The following is a 23,927-nucleotide window of genomic DNA, read 5'->3' on the forward strand; positions in this document are numbered from 1 at the left end:
AAGGATGAGCCCCCTGCGCACCCTCTTCGCGGCCCTGTTGTCACTGTCCAGCGTCAGCGCCTGGGCCCAGTTGCCGGACGCGGAGGCGGACGCGCCGGAGGCTGAGAGCGCCAAGGCCGAGGAGCCCGAGGCGCCCCTCACCGTGGCGCCGTGCACCTCCGCGCTGCCGGCACTGCGCACGCCCATGGCGTTCATGCCGGGTGAGGTGCTCGAGTTCGACCTCGACGCCATGGGCGCGCAGGCGGGCACCATGACGATGCGCGTCCACAAGCAGAAGGATGGGCAGCTCCCCATCCAGGTGGAGGCGCAGACCAACACCTTCTTCTCCAAGGTGCGGCGCGTGCGCGGCAGCGCCACCGCGTACCTCCACCCTCGCACGCTGCGCCCCAATCGCTACGTCGAAGACACCATGGAGAACGAACAGCGCCGCAAGGTGAACGTCGCGTTCGGCCAGAAGGAGCGCACCGTCAAGGTCGACTACCAGTTCGGCCAGCGTCCCAAGGGGCAGTTCAACTACACCTTCGACAAGGACGGCCTGGATGTGGCCGGGGCCATCTACCTGCTGCGCCAGCTGCCGCTCAAGGACGACCTCCAGGTGTGCTTCGACGTCTACGGCGTGCGCCGCATGTGGCGCATGCAGGGCGCGGTGGTGAAGCGCGAACAGGTGACGACGCCACTGGGCCAATTCAACGCCTGGCACGTGACGGGCACCGCCGTGCGACTGGACCGGCCCAAGCAGAAGCGTGAAGTCCACGTCTGGATTTCAGACGACGCGCGCCGCCTGCCGCTGGCCGCCGTGGGCACCATCGACCTGGGCGCCGTGCGCGCCACCCTCACCTCCGTGTCGCGTCCGGGTGAGAAGCCGCAAAAGAGCGAAGGACAGGAAACGATGAAGTGGTGAGCAGCTGACGCCCCCCTTCGTTGCGACTCCACGACATGGGCGTTGGGCTGGCGGATTCGCGCTGAGGGCCGGGGCGCCTCGGTGCGCCGGGCTTCGGCCCTGACTGGAAAATTGACGGAGTGCTACCTGCCTGTAGCGTCGAGGCCATGGCTCCTCCGGCCCTGACCCTCGTCGCCCCTACGCCGTCGCGCCGTGCAGACCCGGTCCGGGTGGCGGTGGAACAGCTCGCCCGCTCACTGCCTGCGCGCGCTGACGCGGCTGTGCTCGTGGACCTGCTGGAGGATGACCTCCGAGAGGGACTGGACGCGCTCGGCGAGGTGGAGGCCCATTTCACGGACCTGCTCGACACGCTTCGCACGGAAGCGGTGACACCGGCCGCGCTGGTGGAATCGGGTGATGACCTGCGCGTCCTTCAGCAGTTGGATTCACTCCACGACGCCGTCGTGCGGCTGCGCAAGCGCCTGTCCCAGGCCGCGAGCATGAATCGGCAGGCACATGTGCCGGTGCGCAGCCGCTGACACGCGGCTGTGAAGCCTCGTTCTTACGCGGGCCCCAGCAACAGGCAGTGCCAGCGCACGGCCGCGAACGCCGATGTACTGCCTCGACAGCGCCCGTCACAGGCCGAGAACAGGCTACGGCCCGCGCCAATGCGCTACCGCTCCCCGTCATCCCGGTAGCCTTGTCGTGACGAACCTCCACTCAAGGACCCGACGCAGCAGGCGCGGCGGGAGCAGGAGCCGTCGTCGCGGGCCCCAGCACGGGAGAAGGCGTCGCGGGCAGCGGGAGCGCTGGCGCGGCATTGAGCGGCGCGGGTGTCCCCAACAACGGCGCCGGAGTCCCAGCATTCAGCGGCGCCGGCGTGCTCAGCAACCCCGGCGGCGGCGTGGCAGGATTCGAGTTGAGCGGAGGCTCGGTGGCGATGATTCCCGCGCTGGATTGCCCCGTGCCGACAAACGCATCGAACGAGCCCGGCGCCAGCGGCTGCACCGTGAACGAACCGAAGGTGGACGCGGTGGGCGGCGTCGCGAACGCCCCCATCGTGCCTCTGCCGGGCGTCCCCGCCACCACGGTGGTCCCATCCAACGGCGTCACCGGAAGCTGTCCCGAGTATGTCACGGGCGTGTTCGTCACCGTCGGCACGGGAAAGCCTCCACTGATGACCTCAGGCGTCACCGGCACCCCTGGCACCGTCGTGGCCTGCATGGGCGAAGTCGCCAGGCGCCCTGGAGCCGTCGCCGGCACCGTCACCCGAGTCACGGCCCCTGTCTCCTGAAGCGCCCCAGCCGTCCCACTGCCCCCGATGGCCGAAGGCGCGGGCGGAGGCGACGCGGTAACAGGCGCCCCTACCACGGCGGAGGGCGGTACCGGCGTCAGCGAGCGCCAGCTCAGCGGCGGATTGCCCGTGTTCTCCACGAAGGGCCGCGAACTCACCGCCGTGCCGCCCACGTCGATGGCTACGTCCTCGAACACGAACTGGATGAAGCCGCGCGGCTCGAGCCGCGGCGGGAGGTTCCACACCAGCACCACGAGCTCCGTGTCGTCGTAGCGAGCCTGCCGCAGCAGCCGGTGGGTGTCGTCATCCGCGTACGCGCCAGCGGCCAGCGCCGCCGCGTGCACGAAGGCCGTGTCCGTCAGAAGCTGTCCGTTGCGCCAGACGCTGCCCACCCCCCAGACAGCCACCGCGGCATGGGTACGCGTCATCGCCGTCCAGCCCAGGCCACTGTCCCCATAGAGCGGGACGTCCAGCAACACGCCGCCGCCAATGGCATGTTGAGGCGGGCGAAGCGGCGGACCCGAGCCCCCCTGCCCCTGCTCCGGCGGGAAACCCGGCCGCATCAGCTCGACCCGGTACTCCGTGGCCCCCAGGCGGAAGGACGCTTCCAGCGTCCCTTTATCCCCAAAGGTGGCGCCCGGAAGGGACACGCGGTCCTCCACCGTCAGCGACGCGCTCCCCGTGCCGCTTTCAGCAAGGTCCGTGAAGGGAAGTGAGCCTTGGATGAAGAAGCCGTCTGGCTGCTCGGTCCTCGCGCTGGCCTCGCGGCCCTCGAACGTGAACCCGCCTGGCGCCGCGGCCAACAAGCCGGACAGAACGAACGTGGTGAAGGGTCCCGCCATCGACGCTGCCTCCTTGGTTTACAAGGTAGGCAGCGGAGCGGGGAACGGCATGCCCCACCCCTGCGAACTAGATGAGGCCGCGCGCCCTGCGGATCTGCTCGACCGTCTTGTTGTACTCGATGTCGAAGGCGCTGGTCCCCTCCTGCAGGTGCTTCAGGCGGGAGCGGGCCTCCTTGTCGATTTCGTCGTCCACGTCGAGGTGACGCTTCATGACGGCGAAAATCTTCTGACGCAGCCCGTTATCCGCCGAGTACACCTCTTCGACGTTCCGGCTGATGAGCAGGAATTCAATCATCTGGTTGATGACGTACTCGATGCCCTCGTCGCCCATCTTGAAGCCGCGGACGTCCGCCATCTCGCGCTTCACCTGGTTGAACTTGGAATAGTCGTAGCCGCGACGCTCCAGCGCTTCACGCGTCGCCTGGTTCACACGCTCCTCGTTCGCAAGGTACTCACGCATGATGGCTGACAGGTCCATCTCGGCGTCGGCCACGCGCATCGGCTCCACCTCGATGTCCCCGTCCTGCATGAGCTGCTGAACGGCCTCGCGCGAGATGATCGGGATCACCTTCGGATACAGCCTCATGTCGGTCCCTCGCCCTCTGTGAAACGTGCTCGGAATCGTCAACCGCTATAGTTCAGCGCCGAGCCCAGTCGCAATGAAAAACCCCAGGAACGTCGCGCTTCCAGCGCACTTCCCACCAGGTCTGCAGCGGAAATTAATCACGCTGCCCCGGGTGGCGACCCTCCCTGCGTTTTTTCGCCGACGGGTTCGTGCGCGTCGTCAAGGGAAGCCTCCCGTACGGGATCTTCCGCATCCTCTTCTGGATGTCCGTGGAGGCCCGCATGGACGCGTTCCGCCATGGCCGGTCCGACGACTTCCGCGAGCTCTTCGATGGAGGCGTCCCCCACCCGCTTGAGCGAACCGAAGTGCCGAAGCAGTTGCTTGCGCCGCGTCTCCCCCACGCCAGGGATGTCCTCCAGCGCCGAACGCACCCGGCTCTTGCGCAGCACCTGCTTCTGGAAGGTGATGGCGAAGCGGTGGGCCTCGTCCCGCATTCGCGTGAGCATGAACATCTCCGCCGAGTTCTGGGACAGGACGATGGGGTCCTTGCGCCCCACCACGAAGATGCGCTCGGGGCTCCGGGCGCTCTCCGCGTCGCGGTCGAACACCTCCAGGTCGCGGCTCTTGGCCAGACCCACCACGTCCACCGAATCCACGCCCACGTCCTTCATCGCCGCGTGCGCGCTGGCCAGTTGCCCCTTGCCTCCGTCGATGACGAGCAGGTCCGGCAGGTCATTGTCCTCCAGGCCCTTCTTCAGGCGGCGGGAGATGACCTCGTACATGCTGGCGAAGTCGTCCTGCTTCTCCAGCGTCTTGATCTTGTACTTCCGGTAGCGCGACTTGTCCGTGTCCCCGTCCGTCACCGCCACCTGCGACGCGACAATGGCCGAACCCTGGAAGTGCGAGATGTCGAAGCACTCCATCCGGCGCGGGAAGTTGCGCAGCCCCAGCCGCTGCTGGAGCCGGGACAGCACGGTGTCCGTTTCGTCCTTCGTCCGCCGGCGCTCCACGAAGGCCTGTTCGGCGTTCTTCGCCGCCATCTTCACCAGGTCCAGCTTCTCCCCGCGCTTGGGCACCAGGACGCGCACGCGCTCGCCCTTGCGCTCCGTGAGGAGCGCCTCGAGCCCCCCGGTGCCGTCCTCCAGCTCCAGCGGCAGCAGCACCTCCTCCGGCACGAAGCTGCCCTGGTCGTAGTAGAGGTTGACGAACGAGGCGATCAGCTCCTCGTCGGGGAACTCCTGGCTGCCGAAGGGGAAGGCCTGCCCACCGTTGAGCCGGCCCTGCCGCACCCACAGGACGTAGAACAGGATGCGGTCCCCTTCCCGGTGGAAGGCGAAGACGTCCTGGTCCTTGAAGTCGGTGGTGGCGACCTTCTGCCGCTCCAGGCTCCGCTCGATGGCGCTGAGCTGGTCTCGTATCCGCGCGGCCTCCTCGAACTTCAGCTCCTGCGCGGCGCGCTTCATGCGCAGGCGCAGGCCCTCCACCAGCTCCCCCGCCTTGCCCTCCAGGAACATCACCACCTCATCCACGCTGCGGTGGTAGTCCTCCTGGGGCACCGGGTACACGCACGGGGCCGGGCAACGGCCAATCTGGTGCAACAAGCAGGGCCGCTTGCGGTTGGCCAGCACGTGGTCGGTGCACGTGCGCAGGCGGAAGAAGCGGTTGACCACCCGCAGCGTCTCGCGAATGGCCCCCGCGCTGGAGTACGGCCCGAAGTAGCGCGCGCCGTCGCGCTCGTATTTGCGCACCACTTCCAGGCGCGGATAGGGCTGCGTGCGGTCCAGGCGCAGGGAGATGAACTGCTTGTCGTCCTTGAGCAGGACGTTGAAGCGCGGCCGGTGCTTCTTGATGAGCTCGTTTTCGAGCAGCAGCGCTTCCTTCTCGTTGCTGACGAGCACTGTCTCCAAATCGCCCAGCAACTGGTCCAACAAGGACACGAAGACGCGCGTGTCGCCGGTGCGGTTGAAGTACGAGCGCACCCTGCTGCGCAGGTTGATGGCCTTGCCGACGTAGATGACCTGACCCCGGCGGTCCTTCATCAGGTACACGCCAGGCTCGGTGGGCAGTGCGTCCAGCTTCTCCAGGAGCTTCGCGTCCATGCCAGCCCCCCGCCTACTTGCGGCTCCGGGCCCGCGCGGAGCGTCCTCCGCCCCCGCGCCCCTTGCCCTTCTTCGGGGCCTCCGCTTCCGCCGCCTTCGCCGGGGCCCGCAGCAGCGAGCGCGACGCCGGCTTGAGCCCCAGGTCCATGTCCTTCAAGAGCTGCACGCGGTCCCGGTACTCGGCCGCCTTCTCGAACTGCATCTCGTCCGCGGCGGCGAGCATGTCCTTGGTGAATTCCTCGATGAGCCGCTTGATTTCCTTCGGCTGGAGGACGTCGTCCTCGCCTTCGGCCGCCATCGGCAGGGCGCCCACGTCACCCGCCTCGTAGGCCGCGTGCTCGGACAGGTCGGTGATGTTGCTCTTCACCGAACGCGGGGTGATGCCGTTCGCCTCGTTGTACGCGCGCTGGATGTCGCGGCGGCGCGTCGTCTCCTCCAGGGCCTTCTTCATGGAGTCGGTGACGTTGTCCGCGTACATGATGACGCGGCCGTTCACGTTACGGGCCGCGCGGCCAATCGTCTGGATGAGGGAGACGTGGCTGCGCAGGAAGCCTTCCTTGTCCGCGTCCAGGATGGCCACCAGGGACACCTCGGGGATGTCCAGGCCCTCGCGCAGCAGGTTGATGCCCACCAGGACGTCGAACTCGCCCTTGCGCAAGTCACGGATGATGGCCATGCGCTCAATCGCGTCGATGTCCGAGTGCAGGTAGCGCACGCGCACGCCTACGTCGGAGAAGTACTCCGTGAGGTCTTCCGCCATGCGCTTCGTGAGCGTCGTCACCAGGACGCGCTCGCTGCGGGACACGCGCTGACGCACCTCCTCCAGCAGGTCGTCCACCTGATTGCCCACGGGGCGAATCTCCACCTCCGGGTCGGTCAGGCCCGTGGGGCGGATGATCTGCTCCACCACCACGCCCTGTGACTTCTGCAGCTCGTACTCCGCCGGCGTCGCGGAGACGAAGATGGCCTGGGGTACCAGCTCCTCGAACTCACCGAACTTGAGCGGGCGGTTGTCCAGCGCGCTGGGCAGGCGGAAGCCGAAGCCCACCAGCGTCTCCTTGCGCGCGCGGTCGCCGCGGTACATGGCGCCAATCTGCGGCACCGTCTGGTGGCTCTCGTCGAGCATCACCAGCAGGTTGCGCGGGAAGTAGTCGATGAGACACGGCGGCGGCTCTCCCGCCGCGCGGCCGGAGAAGTGCCGGGAGTAGTTCTCGATGCCGCTGCAGTAGCCAACCTGCTCAATCATCTCCAGGTCGAACATGGCGCGCTGCTCCAGCCGCTGCGCCTCCAGCAGCTTGCCCTCGCGCTTGAAGGTCTGCAGCTGTTCGGACAGCTCGTCGCGGATGGTCTGAATCGCGCGTCGGCGCACGTCCTCCTCGGCCACGTAGTGGCTGGCGGGGAAGATGACGATCTTCTCCAGCGCGCCCAGCGTCACGCCGCGCAGCGGGTCGAACTCGGTGACGCGCTCCACCTCATCGCCGAAGAAGCTGACGCGCACGGCCCGCTCCTCCTCGTACGCGGGGAACACCTCGACGGTGTCGCCGCGCGCGCGGAAGGTGCCGCGGTGGAAGTCCAGGTCGTTGCGCTTGTACTGGGCCTCCACCAGCTTGCGCATGAAGGTGTCGCGGCCCATCTCCTCGCTCACCGCCGCGCGCACCGCCAGGTCCACGTAGCTGCGGGCCGCGCCCAGGCCGTAGATGCAGGACACGCTGGCGACGATGATGACGTCGTCCCGCGTGCGCAGGGAGTGGGTGGCCGAGTGGCGCATCCGTTCGATGTTGTCGTTGATGGACGAGTCCTTCTCGATGAAGGTGTCCGTCGACGGAACGTAGGCCTCGGGCTGGTAGTAGTCGTAGTACGAGACGAAGTACTCGACGGCGTTGTGCGGGAAGAGCGCCTTGAATTCGCCGTAGAGCTGCGCGGCCAGCGTCTTGTTATGGGCCATCACCAGCGTGGGCCGCTGCACGTTGGCGATGACGTTCGCCATCGTGAACGTCTTGCCTGACCCGGTGACGCCCAGGAGCGTTTGGTAGCGGTCCCCCCGCAGGACGCCCTGCGTGAGTTCGCCAATGGCCCTCGGCTGGTCGCCTCCGGGACGGTGTTCGCTGACGAGCTGAAAGTCCGACATACCCGCGAGACTTAACACCGCCCGGGTGGGAAGGCCGGATGTTCGTGACCGCGCTACTTCGAAGTGTCCTGCCGCTTCAACGCTTCCAGGGATTGCAGCCGAGCAGCCTCGAACTCATCCCCCTTGTTCCAGCGAGGCAGCTCCGGTTGCCGGGCAACGTGGGCCCCCAGCAGGAAGAACAGGCGGATGTCCTCCACCGCGCCGGAAAAGTCCCAATCCGGACGCAGCTCGTCCGACGGCTGGTGGTAGTGCTTCGACTCCCAGACCTCCCGCTGCTGCTTGCCCCAGCCCTCCGGCTTGCCGATGAAGTCCATCCCACTGCCGAAGTACGCGGCGGGAATGCCCCGCTTGGCGAAGTTGAACTGGTCCGACCGGTAGAAGAAACCACGGTCCGACAGCTGGTCCGCCTTCACCACCCGGCCCTGCGTCTTCGCCAGGGCGACCAGGGTGGCGTCCAGGTTGGACTTGCCCAGGCCGATGACGGTGAGGTCGCGGGTGCGGCCATGGATGTTGGCGCCATCGATGTTGATGTTGGCGGCGACCCGGCCGTGGGGCACGGGCGGGTGCTCGGCCAGGTACTGCGAGCCCAGCAGCCCCTGCTCCTCGGCGGCCACGGCCGCGAAGAGGATGGAGCGGCGCGGCGCCTTGGGAAGGGCCTTGAACGCCTTGGCGATGTTGAGCATCGCCGACACACCGGACGCGTTGTCGAGCGCGCCGTTGTAGATGGTGTCCTCGCCCGGCTTGCCGCCTTCCTTGCGGCCCAGGTGGTCATGGTGCGCGGTGTAGAGCACCACCTCCTGCGACAGCTTCGGATCGCTTCCGGGCAGCAGCGCCAGCACGTTGGCGGTGGGACTGCGGCGCACCGTGTTGGTGAGGCGTGACGACACCGTCACCCCGAGTGGCACGGGCTGGAAGTCGCGCTTCTGTGCGGCGGCCCACAGCGCGCCCAGGTCCTTGCCTGCCAGCTGCAATACCCGGCGCGTGGCCTGCTCGGTCGTCCAGGCCTTCACCTGGAGACGGGGCACCTCCGCCGCGGGCAGTTCGAACTGCTCGCCCGTCCACGACGTCTGCACCACCTGCCACGGGTAGCCCGCGCTTGGCGTGGTGTGGATGATGATGGCGCCCGCCGCGCCCATCTTCGCGGCCTGCTCGTACTTGTAATCCCAGCGGCCGTACCAGAGTCGCGTCTTCCCCGCGAAGAGCTGCGGGTCATCCTCCGGGTCGCTGTTGAGGATGAGCAGCGTCTTGCCGCGCACGTCCATCCCCTTGAAGTCGTCCCACTGGTACTCGGGGGCCTGGATACCGTAGCCCACGAAGACGAGCTCGGACGCCGCCAGCTTCGACTCGGGGGCCTGCACGCCGGACACGGCGATGAAGTCGTGGTGGAACTTCAGGTGCACCGCGCCCTGGGGCGACTGGAACGACAATTCCTCGGGGCTGCTGGTGACGCCCACCAGGTCAAAAGGCTGCAGGTATGAGCCGTCCGTGCCCAACGGCTGCAACCCGAGCGCCTCGAACTGCGAAGCGATGTACGCCTGCGCGAGCGCGTCCCCCCGTGTGCCGGGACCACGGCCCTCCAGCAGGTCACTCGCGAGGAAGCGTACGTGCGCGCGCAGCACCTCCGGAGCGATGACACCGGACGCGGACTTCTCCGCGGGCGTCGTCAACTGCACGCGCTGCGCGAGCGCCGGAGCGGAGCAGAGGGCGAGAAGCAGGGGCAGCGAGCGCATCATGGTGTCCCGAGCCCTAACACGAAGCCCGGGACACCCGAAGCACTGCATCAGCCCTGGAGCGGCGCCACCTTCCACGTCGTGCCAGCGGGCGTGTCCATGATTTCCACGCCCTTCTGCTTCAGCTCGCCTCGCACCCGGTCCGCGGCGGCGAAGTCTTTCGCCGCACGGGCAGCGGTGCGCTCGCCCAGCAGGCGCTCCACCTCCGCCACGTCGATGCCCCGCTCGCGCACGGCGCGCTCGCGGCGGCGCAGCAGCCACGCATCGGGCGCGTCCTCGAAGAGGCCCAGGACGCCGGACACCCTGCGCACGTCCTCACGCAGCGCCTGAAGCGTGCGGCCCACCAGGGCCTTGTCCTTCACGGGCGGCTTGTCGGTCAGCTCGTTCATCATCCCGAAGAGCCCCGACAGCGCGCCCAGGCCGCCCGCGGTATTGAAGTCGTCGTCCATGGCGGACTCGAACTCGGTGAAGAAGCGCTGCGGGTCGCCGTGCAGGGGGCCCTTGCCGAAGTCTTTCCCCGAGATTCGCTCGTCCACCTTGCGGAGCGTCTCGTAGAAGTACTCCATGCGCGTCTCCGCATCCGCCAGCGCCTTGTCGGAGAACGACAGCGGGTGGCGGTAGTGCGTGGCGAGGAAGAAGAAGCGCAGCGCTTCCGGGTCCACCTTGGTCAGCGCGTCGCGCAGGCGCACCACGTTGCCCAGCGACTTGGACATCTTCGCGCCTTCCAGGTCCAGGAAGCCGCAGTGCATCCAATACCGGGCGAACGTCACCCCGTTGGCGGACTCGCTCTGGGCGATTTCGTTCTCGTGGTGGGGGAAGATGAGGTCCAGCGCGCCGCCGTGGATGTCGAACGTCTCACCCAGGTACTTCGCGCTCATGGCGGAGCACTCGATGTGCCAGCCCGGACGGCCAGGCCCCCAGGGGCTCTCCCAGGCGGGCTCTCCCGGCTTCGCCGCCTTCCACAAGGCGAAGTCGAGCGGCTCGCGCTTCTGCTCACCCGGCTGCACGCGCTCGCCTACGCACAGCTCATCCAGGTTGCGCTTGGACAGCTTCGCGTAGTCCGCGTCGCTGCTCACGGAGAAGTACACGTCGCCCTGGGAGGCGTACGCGTGGCCCTTGTCCACGAGCTTCTGGATGATGGCGATGATTTCGGGGAGGTGGTCACTCACCCGCGGCGAGAAGTCCGGCTCCAGCAGGTGGAGCGCCCGGGTGTCCTCCCGGAAAATCTCCACGTAGCGCGCCGCCAGCTCCACGGGGGCCTCCCCCGTCTCCGCGGCCGCCTTGATGATTTTGTCGTCCACGTCCGTGAAGTTGCGGACGTACCGGACCTTCAGGCCCCGGTGACGGAGGTAGCGGACCACCACGTCGAAGGAGGTGAAGGTGCGGGCATTCCCGATATGGATGTAACTGTAGACGGTAGGACCACAGACGTAGACCCCCACCTCGCCAGGAATGGCGGGCTGCAGCAGCTCCTTCTGCATGGTCATCGTGTTGAAGAGCCGAATGGCGGGCGGGGTCACGTGCGGCAATCCTCTCGGGTCCATAGGCGTGGGTGTGTCCCGCACTCTAGAGTCTCGGGTCGCGGACAAGCCAGTATTCGCAAGGGGTTCGTCGCCGCCCCCAATCTGGGAGAATGGGCATCATGGCTCCACCGAACCCAAAGCGGCCCCCTCGGCCGCCCCGCCCGCCCGGTACGCAGGCGCCCCAGGATTCAGACGTGGAGCTGCCCTTCGATGACGACGAGGTGGATCCGCTCCAGGCTGACGACCCGCGTCCCCAGCGGGTGCCCCAGTTTCCCGCCGGCTCCCGCCGCAGCCGGCGCCAGGGCCCGGGAGGGCGCGCCAACAGCGACCGCGAACTCGCCTCCCGCTTCGACACCTCGAATGAATACTCGGACCCCGGGTACGCGCCTGCCTTCCTGTACGTCGAACGAGGCCCTGGCGCCGGGCAGTTGGTGCCCGTCAAACAGGGGGCGCTGGTCATCGGGCGGTCCTCCTCATCCGACCTCCGCCTGCAGCACCCGTCCATCAGCCGCCGGCATGCGCACCTGACCCGCCGCGGCGAGCGCTTCTTCCTGAAGGACCTCAGCAGCCAGAACGGCACCTTCCTCAACCGCCATCGCATCACCTCGGAGGTCGAGCTGATGCCGGGGGACGAGGTGTCCCTCGGCAATGCCCTGCTGCGCCTGCGCGGCCCTGGTGGAACCCCTGCCCTGGGGGTGCCCGCCGTCTCCCACGACGACAAGCCGCCTTCGCGCAGGGCCTTGAGCACGGTGGGGGTGGCCCTGGGCGCCGCGGCGCTGGGTTCGGGTGTGGCCGCGCTCATCGCGCTGCTTTCCATGCGGATGGCCGGCGGCGCGGAGCACACCTCTCCCACCCCGCCACCCGCTGCCCCCCGGAGTACGGCCGCCGCTTCGCCGGCCGTGGCCGCGTCGGGTGCGCCCACGCGGCTCGACATGGAAGTGCCCGCAGCCAGCAGCGCCGACAAGACAGGCGACACGACAACTGGAGTCGCGACGGCCACCACGGAGGATCCGCCTCCCGAAGCGGAGAACGCGCCCCTGACGCCCAAGGCCACGGGCATCAGCGCCCTGAACGTGGCGCGTGGCACCACGAAGCAGGTGCGTCCCGTTCCCGTGGCCGTGGCCCCCTCGAACAAGCGGGCGGCTGGGGCGCGCGATTCGGCGGCGGCGCCATCCGACGCCACCTCCGCGAAGGAGGCCGAGGTCCTGCGCCGCTACGAAGCGGGAGATTTGGCGGCGGCCCGGGACCTGGCCCAGGCGGAGAAGCTCACCACGCTGCACGGGCAGCTCATCCGTTTCGAGACCGCCGAGGCGCAGGCGAAGAAGGCCCTGGCGCAGCGGGACTTTCCGGAGGCCATTGCCCAGCTGACGCTCGCCATTTCCGTGGACGACGCCCTGGCACATGGCTGGAGCAAACACGGACCGCCCCTGCGCAAGCAGTTGTCGCGACTCCACGTCCAGGTCGGCACGGAGCATGCCGCCGCGGGCCGGGTGAGCGAGGCGCGCGCCGCCTTCGAGCAGGCCCTGAAGCACGACACGGGCAACCGCGAGGCCCGCGAGCAACTCGGCCGGCTCACCGGCGCTTCAGCCCCCTGACCAGCAGCATCGCGTTGAGCACCACGAAGGTGACCAGCGCCAGGCACACGAGCAGCAACCCCCTGTCCGTGCCGGGCCGCTCGCCTTCTATGAGCAGCCACAATCGGCCGTCCCGCGGTTGGAGCTCGCCCATGCGCTCCATCAGGGCCAGCGCATCGCGGTAGCGAGGGGCATCCTCTTGCGCCAGCAGCCGCCCTCGCACGGCGAAGGGACGCTGGTCGGGCTGCGGCGGTGGACGGCCATCCGTCCACTGCTCCCCCGGGAGCGCTGGACGGCGCACCACGAAGGGCGAGTCTCGCAGCCCCACGAGGACATACAGCGCGCCGTCCGCGCGCTCATAGGCGCCCCGGACCGTGGGCACGCCATGCACCTGGGCGTATCGGTTGGAAACGAGCGCCTCGAAGCGGTACGCCCCTTCCGCCCCCAACGTCAGCGGCACGCTGGGGGACAGGAAATACGACAAGTCCTTCCGCTGCATGCCGAGCAGCACCAGTCCCACGGCGATGGCCATGACCGCGGCCATGGGCCGTACGCCCACGCGGCGGCGTGACAACCGGAACTCGAGCTCCGCGATACGGCGCGCTCGCGCCTCTTCCGAGGGGGACTGCGGCGGCTGCTCACTCATGGGCGGGCATGATGTGGCGTGGAAAGACGAAACCCCGAGCTCCCTGACTGGGGAACCCGGGGCGACGAGTCTTGGACAGCAGCTGGACGGCTCAGGCCAGGTTGAAGATCTTCTTCAGGTCCGACTCGATTTCTTCCTCGGAGCAGTCCTTGGCCAGCGACAGCTCCTTGATGAGGAGCGAGCGCGCGGTGTCCAGCATCTTCCGCTCGCCGAAGGAGAGGTCCTTGTCGCCCTTCAGGAGGTACAGGTCGCGGAGCACTTCGGCGATTTCGAACACCGAGCCCGTCTTGATCTTCTCCATGTACTCCCGGTAACGACGGTTCCACGTCGTGGAGTCAACGGAGATGTCCTTCTCCTTGAGGATGGAGTAGACCTGCTTGACGTCCTCCTCGCTGATGATCTCCCGGAGACCGACCGACCCGACCTTGTTGATCGGGATCATGATCCGCATTCCGTTCTCCAGGATGCGCAGCACGTAGAAGGACTGGCGCTGCCCGGCCACCTCGGTGTGTTCGATACCCATCACTTCACCGACGCCCTGGCCCGGGTAGACCGCCTTGTCACCAGTCTTGAAGCTGGTCTGCACTCACTGCCTCCTTGAAAGACTCGTTCCCGGCCTTTCAGCCGGGCACTACTACCACAAACCACATCCACGGGCAACGATAACGCCTTGACCACCCAGGACGCTCCCGACTACGTTGTCGGTTTCTACACGCGGTGTCGGCAGATGTGTGCACCAGCGTGACGGGCGGCGGGTGGGGGTCGGAAGGTGGAACGTCATGCTTGGCGCGACCTGGGCGCGCGTCCTCTCTTCTTTCCCGCCCTGAGCCTGTCACTCGGAGCCCTCTGTGCCCCGGTAACAAGCGCGTACGCCGAGCCATTTCTCGTTTGTGGGCTTTTACTGGGAGCGCTCGGGCTGACGCTTGCCCGGCTGCCTGGTGCGCATCTCGCCGTGCTTGCGTCGCTCTGGGCGGCGGGCACGGGGCTGGCGCGCTGGGAATCCCAGGTGGATGTGCCGGCGGAGCTGACCCAAGGCAACACCATCATCATCGAGGGAGAAACGGAACGGGTGGACCGCTTCGACGGGACGACGCGTGTCCGATTGGCCGTCGCGCGGGCGGGCGTCCCTCCCGGGCCGCTCGCGCCCGTACGGTTCCGGATGAACCTGTCGCTGCGTGGCGAGCCACCGCCGCTCCTGCCCGGGCAACGTGTCCGGGCAGAGACGAAGCTGCAGCCAGACGCGCCCCCATCGAACCCGGGCGAGAAGGATTTCGGAGCAGCGCGACGGCGACAGGGCGTGGCCTTCACCGGTGGCATGGACGCGCGGCGCCTGATGGTGCTCTCCCCTGCCCCGGCGTGGCGGGTGTCATTGGAGGACACACGCACGCGGCTGGCGGCGGCGGTCCATGCGGTGTCGCCCTCGACGGATGCGGCGGCGCTCTTCCTCACCCTGGCGGCGGGGCAACGCGCGGCGCTGGATGACGCGTGGGAAGAGGCCTTCTCTCGCGCGGGACTGGCCCACGTGTTGAGTGTCAGCGGGCTGCATGTGGCGGCGTTGGCGCTGATGACGCTCGCGGTGCTGCGGCGGCTGGTGGTGCGCACCGGCGAGCGGTGGCGAATGCTGGATGCTCGGCAGGTGGCGGCCCCCGCGGCGGTGCCCTTCGTCTGGGCCTACGTCGTGTTCACCGACAACCAGCCGCCGGCGGTGCGCTCCGCGGTGATGGCCACGGTGGTGCTGCTGGGGCTGGCGCTGTGGCGGCGCGCGGACGGGCTCAATGGGCTGGCCGCCGCGGCCGTGGTGCTGGTGGCCTGGGCGCCCTCCAGCGTGGCCGACCTGTCGCTGCGGCTGTCGTTCCTCGCCGTACTGGGACTGGTGCTGCTGTCACCGCCGCTGCGGCAGGCGCTGCCCCTGGCCGAGCCCGACCCGTCCGAGCCCCACCGCGTCCGGCGCTGGTGGGGACACGCTCAGGAGACGGTGGCACAGACACTGTGCGCGAGCGCGGCCGCGACGCTGTCGGGACTCCCCATCGTCGCGGCGACCTTCGGACGGGTGAGTCTCGCGGGGCTCATCTCGAACGTGGTCGCCCTGCCCTTGTGCGGGCTGCTCACGGGCCTGGCCGCGGGTGGCGCCGCGCTCTTCGTCGTCGCCCCCGTGCTGGCGACGCCGGTGCTGTGGGCCGGCGCCTGGGCGTCCGAGCTGCTGCTGGTCATCACCCGGCTCTTCGCGGCGGCGCCGCTGGCCTCGGTCGAGGTGCCGTCACTGGGCTTCCTGTCGGCCCTCTACGCGGCGGGGCTGCTGATGTGGGCGCTCGGCACGGGGCGCTGGCGGCTGGGCGGTTTGTTGGCTCCCGCGGCCGTCGTCGCCGCCATCCTGGCACCGGTGCTCACGCCGCAGCCCGGGCTGCGCGTCACCTTTCTCTACGTGGGTCAGGGCGACGGCGTGGTCGTCAGCTCCGGTGGTGAGCACATGCTCGTGGATGGCGGCGGCGTTCCAGGCGGCATGGACACCGCGGAACGCTTCATCCTCCCGTACCTGAAGCACGCGGGCATCTCCCGGCTGGACCTCGCCGTGCTGTCCCATCCGCATCCGGACCATGCGCTCGGGCTGGCCTCCGCGTTGAAGCAGATTCCCACCCAGCGACTGTGGATGCCCGCGGGCGACGGAGACGGTCCGCTCTCGCGGCAGGTGGTGGCCGCGGCGGGGACAGCGCTGGTGGAGGAAGTCGAGGTGGGCCATCCACCCCTGCGCCTGGGCGAGGCGACCATCGAAGTGCTCGGACCACCAGCGTTGGAGGCACGCGACCTGCTGGAAGGCGCGAACGACCGAAGCGTGGTGCTCCTGGTGCGCCACGGCGATGTCACCGTGCTGCTCACGGGCGACGTGGAGGCGGATGGCGAAGAGGCCCTGGCGGAACGACTGGGCCCAGTGACGGTGATGAAGGCCCCTCACCACGGCTCACGGACGTCCTCCACGGAAGCCCTGCTGGCGCGCACACGCCCACGGCACGTCGTCTTCTGCGTGGGCCGGCGCAACCGGTACGGCTTTCCCCACGACGACGTGGAGGCGCGATACCGGGCGCTGGGGAGCGAGTGCTGGAGAACGGACCAGCATGGCGCCATCACCGTGGAAAGCGACGGCCAGGACGTCCGCCTCCTCACCTTCCTGCCCCACGAGCCTTCTCCCCAGGCCACACCGGTTGCGCGGGCTGGGGGCGCATCACCAGATTGGGGCCGATGATTCCAGAGGATATCGACCTCCAGCAGCTCACCGCCGACCTGAAGAACGCGCTCGGCCCGGGAGAACCCATCGGGTACCTCCGTGGCAAGTCCGTGATGCGCAACCTGCTCGTGGACCTGCGCGGCTTCTCGCAGTTGGAGGCGGAGGAGCTCATCGACACGATGGAGACTCGCGGCTTCCTCCGCTTCCTGGGGGACCCCACCGAGCGGTCCGTCGCGGACGCGCACTGGGACATCAGCCCCCACGCATGAGCGCGGGCGCCCCTATTCGAACACGAGCCAACCGAAGCGCGGCAGCGCATGGAAGTCGCCGACGAAGAGGGGCGAGAAGGACTGCCCCTCCACCGTGCGGCGGTCATGGTGCTCCAGCCGGTAGAGGTTGAAGCGCCAGCGGTCACCCGGCTGAGGCGGGATGTGCGGGACTTCGGCCAGCCGGTCGAAGGGAATCTGCATCTCCACCGACCAGCCCTCGTCGCGGTCCGAGGCATCATCCAACGTGCCCCGCACCTTCACGGCGGACGTCATCCCTGAATCCCAGGAGCGGTCCATGCCCTGCCGACGGGCGGGGAAGTACGCGTCGAAGATGACGTTGTGCGGTGACACCTGGAGCTCGTTGTACGTGCGGCCATCCGCGTTCGCGTCGAGGAAGATTTCCACCACCTCCTCCTCGTAGATGGGGTCATCGCGCTTGCGCAGTGTGCCCCACACGTCCGGGTCTTCCAGGTCGAAGGCCACGTAGAGGAACTTGCCGTCATGGACGAGCCGCGCCTCGGTGCGCTGGCGCGCGGCGCTCCCGTCGAAGCTCCGGCGCAGCACCACGGGTTTGGCCTGCTTCCACGCCGCGTCGTCGAGCACGCCGTCAATGGTGGGCGGCTGGCTCACGCGCGGGACGGAGTACTCGGGCAGTTCCTGCGCGGCCCCGCCCAACTGAGGCCCCAGCATCCGCTGCGAGCCGTCATGCGCATGGGCGTCGTCCACGGGCAGCCGCGAGTCTCCCCGCCAGAAGCCGAGCATCACGCGCGCGGGCGTGCCCGGCATGGGCACCGAGTGGACGTCCTCGATGACCTTGCCCACCGGCCATGACGCCAGCGGCGCGGCGCCCCCCTGTACCTCATGGTCCGCGTTCGTGAGCATGCCGCCACTCGCCGGGTCCACGACGTGAACGAAGAAGGCGAAGCCTTGCGGCGGCGGACGAACCGCTTGGAAGTAATGGGCCAACCTCACCTGCGTGCCGGGCGCGGCCTTCTCCGGTGACACCTTGGAGCCCAGGTACACCACCGCGCCACCGGCGAACGTCGCGCCGCTGCGGAACGTGAGGTCCGCGGGCGCCGCGTCCAGGGTGCGGAGCTGCGTGGGCGCGGGAATGCGAGGTGTCTTCTGGCGCGGCCCGGCCTGCTCATCACGACAGGCGGTGGCAAGACAGGTGACGGCCAGCAGCGGAGCGAGGACGGAGGACGGGAGACGCATCGGGGCCGCGCATCCTAGCGGGCTTCGCGCCCAATGGGTTCACCACGAGGTGGGCGAGCAGGCAACCATCGTGCCCCTCTCACCCCGAAGTCCCGGCAATTGTCATGCCGAGCGGTGGCTCCCATCTTCTCGCCTCAACCAGCGGTTCAGGCCCAAGGGAGGCGCGAATGAAAACTCTACTCAAGGTGGGTGCGGTGGTGGGTGTGCTGGGAGCAGGGAGCGCCATGGCACAAGAGCGGCTGGAGTCCTCCGCGGACATGCGTGGACTGACGTTCCTGGTGGGCGGCGGTGTCGAGGGCTACACGAGCGCACTGGGCTCCGACATCAACCCGGGCCTGGGCTACGGCGTGACGGTGGCCATCAAGCCCACGAAGGTGCTGGGCATCGAGCTGGGCTACTCGGGCGCCCTCAACGAGTTCGACCAGCGCGTGGTGACGGGCGCCCGGAGCGGCCCGGACCTGGTCCGAAACGGCGCGCACGTGGTGGCCACGCTGGGCCTGGGTGCCGCGCCCGTGCAGCCCTACGTCCTGGGCGGCGTGGGCATCAGCCGGTACAACGTGCGGGCCCCCACGGTCGCCTTCGCGGATGACACGGCGGGCAACATCCCGTTGGGCGGCGGCTTGCGCGTCCACATGGGCAACTTCACCGCTGATGCCCGGCTCCAGTACAGCTTCCTCCTGGACCAGCAGTTCGCGGCGAACGCCCCGCCCGGCGACGTCACGATTGGCGACCGGAACTTCAGCAGCGGCGGCAGCTACGCAGGCACCGTCAACATCGGCGCGACCTGGTAGCGACACGGCCACCTGTGCCTGGGAATGAAGCGAGCCCGGACACCTGACCTCCGCGAGCGCTCCCCCGTCGCAGAATGCCGGCTTCTGCGAGGGGTGAGCGCGACGCACGCCCGCCATCAGACTCAGTGGCGCCGGGAGACGACCCCGCATTAGGACGGAGGCATGCGCCCTTTCCTCACGGCGGAGTGGCGGTATCTCGTCATGCTCAACTACGAGGTGGACCCGGAGGTACTGCACCCCCTCGTCCCTCGTGACACGGAGCTGGACACCTGGCAGGGCCGGACCTTCGCCAGCATGGTGGGCTTCCGGTTCCTCGACACGCGCGTGCGGGGACTGCCCGTGCCATTCCACCGCAACTTCGATGAGGTGAACCTGCGCTTCTACGTGCGCCATCTCGGCCCTGAAGACTGGCGGCGAGGCGTGGTGTTCGTGAAGGAAATCGTCCCGCGACAGGCCATCGCCACCGTGGCGCGCGTGCTCTACAACGAGCCGTATGTCGCGCTGCCCATGCGGCACGTCGTGGAGATGGAAGGCGCGCACACCGGCGCCCCTGGCCGCGTCGAATATGCGTGGAAGGCGGGGGGAAAGTGGCAGCACCTGGCGGCGACGACGCTCGGTCCGCCGCAGGCCAGCGAGCCTGGCTCGGAGGCGGAGTTCATCACCGAGCACTACTGGGGCTACACCGCGCAACGGGACGGCGGCTGCGCGGAGTACCGCGTGGAGCATCCCCGCTGGTCCGTGTGGCAGGTGGACACCACCGCGCTCGAGATCGACGTGGAAGGCATGTACGGCGCGAGGTTCGTCCCCTTCCTGCGCGGCAAGCCCAGCTCCGCCTTCGTCGCGGACGGCTCGGCCGTGGCCGTGTATCCCGGCACGCGAACGGGCTCCGGTACCGGCCAGTCGCCAGCCTCCGAGAAGCCGCGCGCCGCCTGAGCCAGGCCCGCGTCTCCTCCGCGGGTGTCTCGCGCTTCGGACGGCCCCGTCGCCACCGGGACGCACATGGACGGCAAGTCCGCGGAACCCTGGCCTCCTTGGGCGGCCGGTCCGTTGCTTCCGGGCTTTCCCATGCGCTTCGAATTCGAACACCTGGGCTCCACCACCCCCTTCGAGCTCTCCGATGGCATCCACCTCCTGGGAGGCGGCCCGGATGACCACATCCGACTGGAGGGTCTGCCCCCGAGCCTTCTCAGTCTGCGCATCGAGGCACAGCGGCTCATGGTCGAGGCCGCGCGCACCTTCTCCGTCAATGACGTGCTGGTCCCCCCGGGTGTCCCGAGGTTGGTGATTCCCGGAGAGGCGCTCGGCCTGCCCGACGACATGGGACTGCGCGTGCTTCAGGAGGCCGTCAGTGAGCGCGGGCTGGGCACCGTGGCGCTCCTCAAGGGACTGCTGACGGGAACGGATGAACCGGCCCCGTCGCGCGCGGCCACCCTCACCTGCCTCACGGGACTGGATGTCGGGCGCGTCCACGCGCTCGCCGAGGCACAGACGGACATCGGCCGGGGCAGCGACGTCGCGATGCGGCTGAGAGACCGGGCCGTGTCCAGGACACATGCGCGCGTCCTCCACGGCGAGGGGGGATTCTCCCTGGAGGACCTGGGCAGTCCCAACGGCGTCTTCCTCAACGGCCAGCGCGTCGAATCCCGGGTTCCGCTGGCGGATGGCGACGTCATTGAAATGGGCCGTTCACTGCTCCGCTTCCAGGCCGCCGTGGAAGAGACCCCGCCCCCCGCCTCGCCTGCTGGCGAGCAGGAATCGCCCTCTGGCGCGGCCAGCCCTGCTTCCACCGAAGTCACGGTGGAGCCCACGCCCGAGGAGCCTCCCAGCATGCCCAAGCCTCGCGGCGAATGGTGGCTGATTGGACTGGGCGCGGTGGCGGCCTCCGTGGGCGTGGCCGTCACGTGGCTGCTCGCGACGGGAAGCTGACGCGAGGCTCAGCCTGGAATGGGGCCCAGCCCCGCGCGCTCCACGAGGAGCCGCGCGAGTTGCTGATGGTGCCTGAAGAAGCTGGTGAAGTGGACGAGGCCCGCCTTGCCCCGGATGGCGTAGACCGTCACGGGCCCAGGCAGGACATCGAGCTTGCGGATGTCCGCGAAGGTGAAGCGCCGCGTCCGCACCATGCCTCGGTAGGTCAAGCCCCGGGCATCCACGACGATGTGCGTGCGCCCGTAGTACATGAGCGACACGGCGAAGAAGAGGACGAAAAAGCCCGCTGAGAGGAAGGTCTTGAACGGGACCTCATCGAAGAATCGGAGGAGGTACACCAGCACGGCAACCCAGAGGAGGCCCGCGGCGGCCATGGCCGCTGCGAGGACCCGTCGGGGTCTGAAGACCTGCCGTCCGTTCGGTTCCGCGTCGCGCCCGGTCATTCATGGAAGCTAATGCTTGGGGCTGACACGGTCCACCGGCCCACAGGCTTCCTGCCTGCCGGTCAACGCAGACGCGCCGCCTTCTGTCGGGATTCCTCCTGAAGCTGGGGGCGGACGTCCGCGGAGGAGGAGGCGGCATAGCGCTCGTAGAGGTCGCGTGCCTCCAGCATGCGGCCCATGGCGCGGAAAGATTCGGCCAGTCCGTAAAGCGGAGACGCCGAGCCGGGCTCCAGCTCCAAGGCGTACTGATAGTCCGCCGCGGCCTCCGCGTAGCGGCGCAGGCCGATGTTGGCGCTGCCTCGCGCGACAAAGGCCACGGCCAGCATGGGCTCGAGCTGGATGGACTGGGTGAGGCTGGTCAGCGCGCCACTGAAGTCCTTGCTGGCGATGCGCTGTACGCCCTGCTCATACGCCCGGCGCGCCAGTGCGCGCGTCGTGTCGGCCACGGGGCCGGAGCCCGGTGCCTGTCCCGCGGCCTGGGGAGAAACGCCCGCCTGCGCCATCTTCGCCCGCGCTCGGTCGATGTTCTCCTTCGCGCTCTGCTGGATGGCCGCGTCCTTCGTGAGCGCGGTGGCCCGCTCCCACTGCGCCACCGCCTGCCCGTAGTAGCCCAGCACCGCCAAGGCGTTGCCCAGCTTGAACAAGGCCTCCACATGGCCCGCATCCGCGTGAGATGCATCCAGGAAGGCGAAGGCCGCCTCGCGGTAGCGGCGCTCCTTCATCAAGGCGTCACCGTCACGGATGCGCGACGCCGCCAGCGCCGGATTGGACGTCACGGATTCCGCAACGGGCGCCGCTGAGGGCGTCGCAGCGGCCGGCGCGGTGGCCACCGCGAGCGGCTCGGCGCCCATGGCCTTCAGGTGTTCGGTCGCCTTTCGGACCCAGACCTGCTCCCCCCTGCGCTGCTCACGGGCGATGTACGCCTGGTACGCGGGAATCGCCTTGTCCTTCTGCCCAAGCTGCCGGTAACTCTCCCCCAGCCCGTAGAAGCCGTCCGCGTCGCCGGGCTCGAGCTCGGTGTAGCGCTCGTAGGCCTGTGCCGCGGTGGCCGCATCCCCCGTCTTCCGCGCGGCATAGCCCAGGTTGAACCAGGCCATCTTGAAGCCGGGGTCGGCCTTCGCGGCGTCGCGAAAGAGCGTGAGCGCCTCCTGCACCTGCCCCTTGCGGAAGAGCACGCTGCCCAGGCCATTGAGAGCGGCGGGATAGCCGGGCGTGTCGGCCAGGGCCTCGCGGTAGGCGGTGGCCGCGTCATCCCAGCGGCCACGCGCCAGCGCCGACTCTCCGCGCAGGAATGCGTCCCGGGCCGCGGCGGATGGCTCCGCGGCCCCCAGCAGCATTGCCGCGGACAGCGCGATGACGAACCTGCGCAAGACAACCATGACGGCTCCCGGGGTATCGATCCGGAAGCCGTAGCAGAAAAACCAGGGCCGCGTCAGCTCGCCCGCGAGCGACGCCAGCCCTTCGCCTCCGCTCAGCTCCGGAACGGGTTCTGGAGCAGCACCGTCTCACCGCGGTCGGCGCCCACGGAGACGCACACCACGGGGACGCCGCTGACCTCCTCCACCCGGCGCACGTAGCGCTTGGCGTTCTCCGGCAGCTCGTCGAAGGTCCGCACGCCGGCGATCTGCTCGTCCCAGCCCTGGAGCGTCTCGTAGATGGGCTTGACGCGCGCGAGGTCCTCGTAGTCGCCGGGCAGCTCCGTCACCTTCTGGCCGTCCAGTTCGTACGCGGTGCAGATCTGCAGCGTCTTGAGGCCGCTGAGCACGTCCAGCTTGGTGAGGGCCATGCCCCACAGGCCGTTGACGCGCGAGGCGTAGCGCAGCACCACGCCGTCCAGCCACCCGCAGCGACGGGGCCGGCCGGTGGTGGTGCCGAACTCGTCGCCCATCTTGCGCAGCTGGTCGCCGATGGCGTCGTGCAGCTCCGTGGGGAACGGACCGCCGCCCACGCGCGTGGTGTAGGCCTTGCTGATGCCCATCACCTTGTCGATGGCCGTGGGCCCCAGGCCCGAGCCCACCGCCGCGTTGCCCGCCACGCAGTTGGAGGACGTCACGAAGGGATAGGTGCCGTGGTCCACGTCCAGCAGCGTGCCCTGCGCGCCCTCGAAGAGGATGCGGGCGCCGCGGCGCACCTGACCGGACAGATAGAGCGAGGCGTCGTGGACGAAGGGCTTGAGCCGCTCGCCCAGGCCGGTGAACTCCGCCAGAATCTGCAGCACCTCGAGCTGCGGCACCGGGTCGCCCGCCTGCGCGCACAGGTCCTTCAGTTCGTCCAGCGCCGCCGGCAGCCGAGCCTCGATGCGCGTGCGCAGCCGGTCCGCGTTGAGCAGGTCCCGCACGCGGATGCCGCGACGGGCCACCTTGTCCTCGTACGCGGGGCCAATGCCCCGGCCCGTGGTGCCAATGGCGCTGCCGCCGCGCGCCTTCTCGCGGAAGCTGTCCAGCAGCTTGTGCCACGGGAAGATGACGTGGGCATTGTCGGAGATGAGGAGCTGCGCGTCGTCCTTCAGGAAGCCGCGCACCTTCAGCGCGTCAATCTCCCCGACGAGGACGGCAGGATCCACCACCACTCCGTTGCCAATCACACACGTCTTCCCAGGGTGGAGGATACCCGAGGGAATCAGGTGGAGGACGGTCTTCTGCCCACCCACCACCAGCGTGTGGCCCGCGTTGTTGCCGCCCTGGAAGCGGACGACGACCTGGGCGTGCTCGGTGAGCAGGTCAACGACCTTGCCCTTCCCCTCATCTCCCCACTGCGCTCCGATGACGACGACGTTCGGCAT

The 23,927-nt window shown here is 68.7% G+C and carries 20 protein-coding genes; 8 read left to right on the forward strand and 12 right to left on the reverse strand.

The window, feature by feature from the left end; genetic code table 11:
- Positions 1-4 precede the first annotated feature (4 nt).
- Together BLU09_RS11285 and BLU09_RS11290 are read left to right on the forward strand one after the other, a co-directional pair.
- A complete protein-coding gene (locus BLU09_RS11285) occupies positions 5-901 on the forward strand; it encodes a DUF3108 domain-containing protein (protein WP_090489163.1) in 897 nt (298 codons plus the stop codon).
- Between the two features lie 146 nt (positions 902-1,047).
- A complete protein-coding gene (locus BLU09_RS11290) occupies positions 1,048-1,419 on the forward strand; it encodes a hypothetical protein (protein ID WP_244171625.1) in 372 nt (123 codons plus the stop codon).
- Between the two features lie 181 nt (positions 1,420-1,600).
- Here BLU09_RS11290 and BLU09_RS11295 read toward each other — a convergent pair whose 3' ends face one another.
- From BLU09_RS11295 to cysS, 6 genes are all read right to left on the reverse strand, one after another.
- Positions 1,601-3,016, reverse strand: a complete 1,416-nt coding sequence (locus BLU09_RS11295; RefSeq protein WP_090489167.1) for a hypothetical protein — start codon at positions 3,014-3,016, stop codon at positions 1,601-1,603.
- Positions 3,017-3,083: 67 nt separating this feature from the next.
- Positions 3,084-3,602, reverse strand: a complete 519-nt coding sequence (locus tag BLU09_RS11300) for a DUF507 family protein (RefSeq protein WP_011552704.1) — start codon at positions 3,600-3,602, stop codon at positions 3,084-3,086.
- 137 nt (positions 3,603-3,739) lie between these two features.
- Complete coding sequence (uvrC, locus tag BLU09_RS11305) at positions 3,740-5,680, reverse strand: excinuclease ABC subunit UvrC (RefSeq protein WP_090489169.1); 1,941 nt, start codon at positions 5,678-5,680, stop codon at positions 3,740-3,742.
- A gap of 13 nt (positions 5,681-5,693) precedes the next feature.
- Entirely contained in the window at positions 5,694-7,808 is a 2,115-nt protein-coding gene (gene uvrB / locus BLU09_RS11310) for an excinuclease ABC subunit UvrB (protein ID WP_090489171.1), read from the reverse strand.
- A 53-nt stretch (positions 7,809-7,861) separates the two neighbouring features.
- Entirely contained in the window at positions 7,862-9,541 is a 1,680-nt protein-coding gene (locus BLU09_RS11315) for a M28 family metallopeptidase (RefSeq protein ID WP_373284001.1), read from the reverse strand.
- A 47-nt stretch (positions 9,542-9,588) separates the two neighbouring features.
- Entirely contained in the window at positions 9,589-11,058 is a 1,470-nt protein-coding gene (gene cysS / locus BLU09_RS11320; protein ID WP_425270576.1) for a cysteine--tRNA ligase, read from the reverse strand.
- Between the two features lie 197 nt (positions 11,059-11,255).
- Between cysS and BLU09_RS11325 the strand changes: the two genes are divergently transcribed.
- Entirely contained in the window at positions 11,256-12,656 is a 1,401-nt protein-coding gene (locus tag BLU09_RS11325) for an FHA domain-containing protein (RefSeq protein WP_244171626.1), read from the forward strand.
- Here BLU09_RS11325 and BLU09_RS11330 read toward each other — a convergent pair.
- Positions 12,634-13,281, reverse strand: coding sequence for a hypothetical protein (locus BLU09_RS11330; RefSeq protein ID WP_090489179.1), 648 nt, complete (start codon positions 13,279-13,281; stop codon positions 12,634-12,636). The genes BLU09_RS11325 and BLU09_RS11330 overlap by 23 nt on opposite strands.
- Positions 13,282-13,372: 91 nt before the next feature.
- Positions 13,373-13,867: a CarD family transcriptional regulator gene (locus tag BLU09_RS11335; protein WP_013939202.1), complete on the reverse strand. Its 495-nt coding sequence runs from the start codon at positions 13,865-13,867 to the stop codon at positions 13,373-13,375.
- A gap of 183 nt (positions 13,868-14,050) precedes the next feature.
- Between BLU09_RS11335 and BLU09_RS11340 the strand changes: the two genes are divergently transcribed.
- Positions 14,051-16,519, forward strand: coding sequence for a DNA internalization-related competence protein ComEC/Rec2 (locus BLU09_RS11340; protein ID WP_090489180.1), 2,469 nt, complete (start codon positions 14,051-14,053; stop codon positions 16,517-16,519).
- The gene (locus BLU09_RS11345) at positions 16,516-16,770 is read left to right on the forward strand and encodes a hypothetical protein (protein WP_174256959.1); all 255 of its coding nucleotides are present in this window, start codon (positions 16,516-16,518) and stop codon (positions 16,768-16,770) included. The genes BLU09_RS11340 and BLU09_RS11345 overlap by 4 nt, the downstream gene beginning before the upstream one ends.
- Positions 16,771-16,782: 12 nt before the next feature.
- Here BLU09_RS11345 and BLU09_RS11350 read toward each other — a convergent pair whose 3' ends face one another.
- The gene (locus BLU09_RS11350) at positions 16,783-17,985 is read right to left on the reverse strand and encodes a carbohydrate-binding family 9-like protein (protein WP_090489185.1); all 1,203 of its coding nucleotides are present in this window, start codon (positions 17,983-17,985) and stop codon (positions 16,783-16,785) included.
- 167 nt (positions 17,986-18,152) lie between these two features.
- On the opposite strand from BLU09_RS11350, the gene BLU09_RS11355 reads away from it, so the two are divergent.
- The 3 genes from BLU09_RS11355 to BLU09_RS11365 all read left to right on the forward strand — a co-directional run bounded on the left by BLU09_RS11355 (position 18,153) and on the right by BLU09_RS11365 (position 20,702).
- Positions 18,153-18,776 carry a hypothetical protein gene (locus tag BLU09_RS11355; RefSeq protein ID WP_225909932.1) on the forward strand — a complete coding sequence of 208 codons (624 nt, stop codon included), beginning with the start codon at positions 18,153-18,155 and terminating at the stop codon, positions 18,774-18,776.
- Positions 18,777-18,938: 162 nt separating this feature from the next.
- A complete protein-coding gene (locus BLU09_RS11360) occupies positions 18,939-19,709 on the forward strand; it encodes a YqjF family protein (protein WP_090489187.1) in 771 nt (256 codons plus the stop codon).
- A gap of 132 nt (positions 19,710-19,841) precedes the next feature.
- A complete protein-coding gene (locus tag BLU09_RS11365; protein ID WP_090489922.1) occupies positions 19,842-20,702 on the forward strand; it encodes an FHA domain-containing protein in 861 nt (286 codons plus the stop codon).
- 8 nt (positions 20,703-20,710) lie between these two features.
- Here BLU09_RS11365 and BLU09_RS11370 read toward each other — a convergent pair whose 3' ends face one another.
- The 3 genes from BLU09_RS11370 to BLU09_RS11380 form a co-directional block, all read right to left on the reverse strand.
- Positions 20,711-21,145, reverse strand: a complete 435-nt coding sequence (locus BLU09_RS11370; RefSeq protein ID WP_090489189.1) for a hypothetical protein — start codon at positions 21,143-21,145, stop codon at positions 20,711-20,713.
- Positions 21,146-21,207: 62 nt separating this feature from the next.
- Positions 21,208-22,524 (reverse strand): tetratricopeptide repeat protein, encoded by a 1,317-nt coding sequence (locus tag BLU09_RS11375; protein ID WP_090489191.1) that lies wholly within the window; start codon positions 22,522-22,524, stop codon positions 21,208-21,210.
- A gap of 92 nt (positions 22,525-22,616) precedes the next feature.
- Positions 22,617-23,927 (reverse strand): adenylosuccinate synthase, encoded by a 1,311-nt coding sequence (locus BLU09_RS11380; RefSeq protein WP_090489193.1) that lies wholly within the window; start codon positions 23,925-23,927, stop codon positions 22,617-22,619.

The sequence above is a fragment of the Myxococcus virescens genome, assembly GCF_900101905.1.
In the GTDB taxonomy this organism is placed as follows: Bacteria; Myxococcota; Myxococcia; order Myxococcales; family Myxococcaceae; genus Myxococcus; species Myxococcus virescens.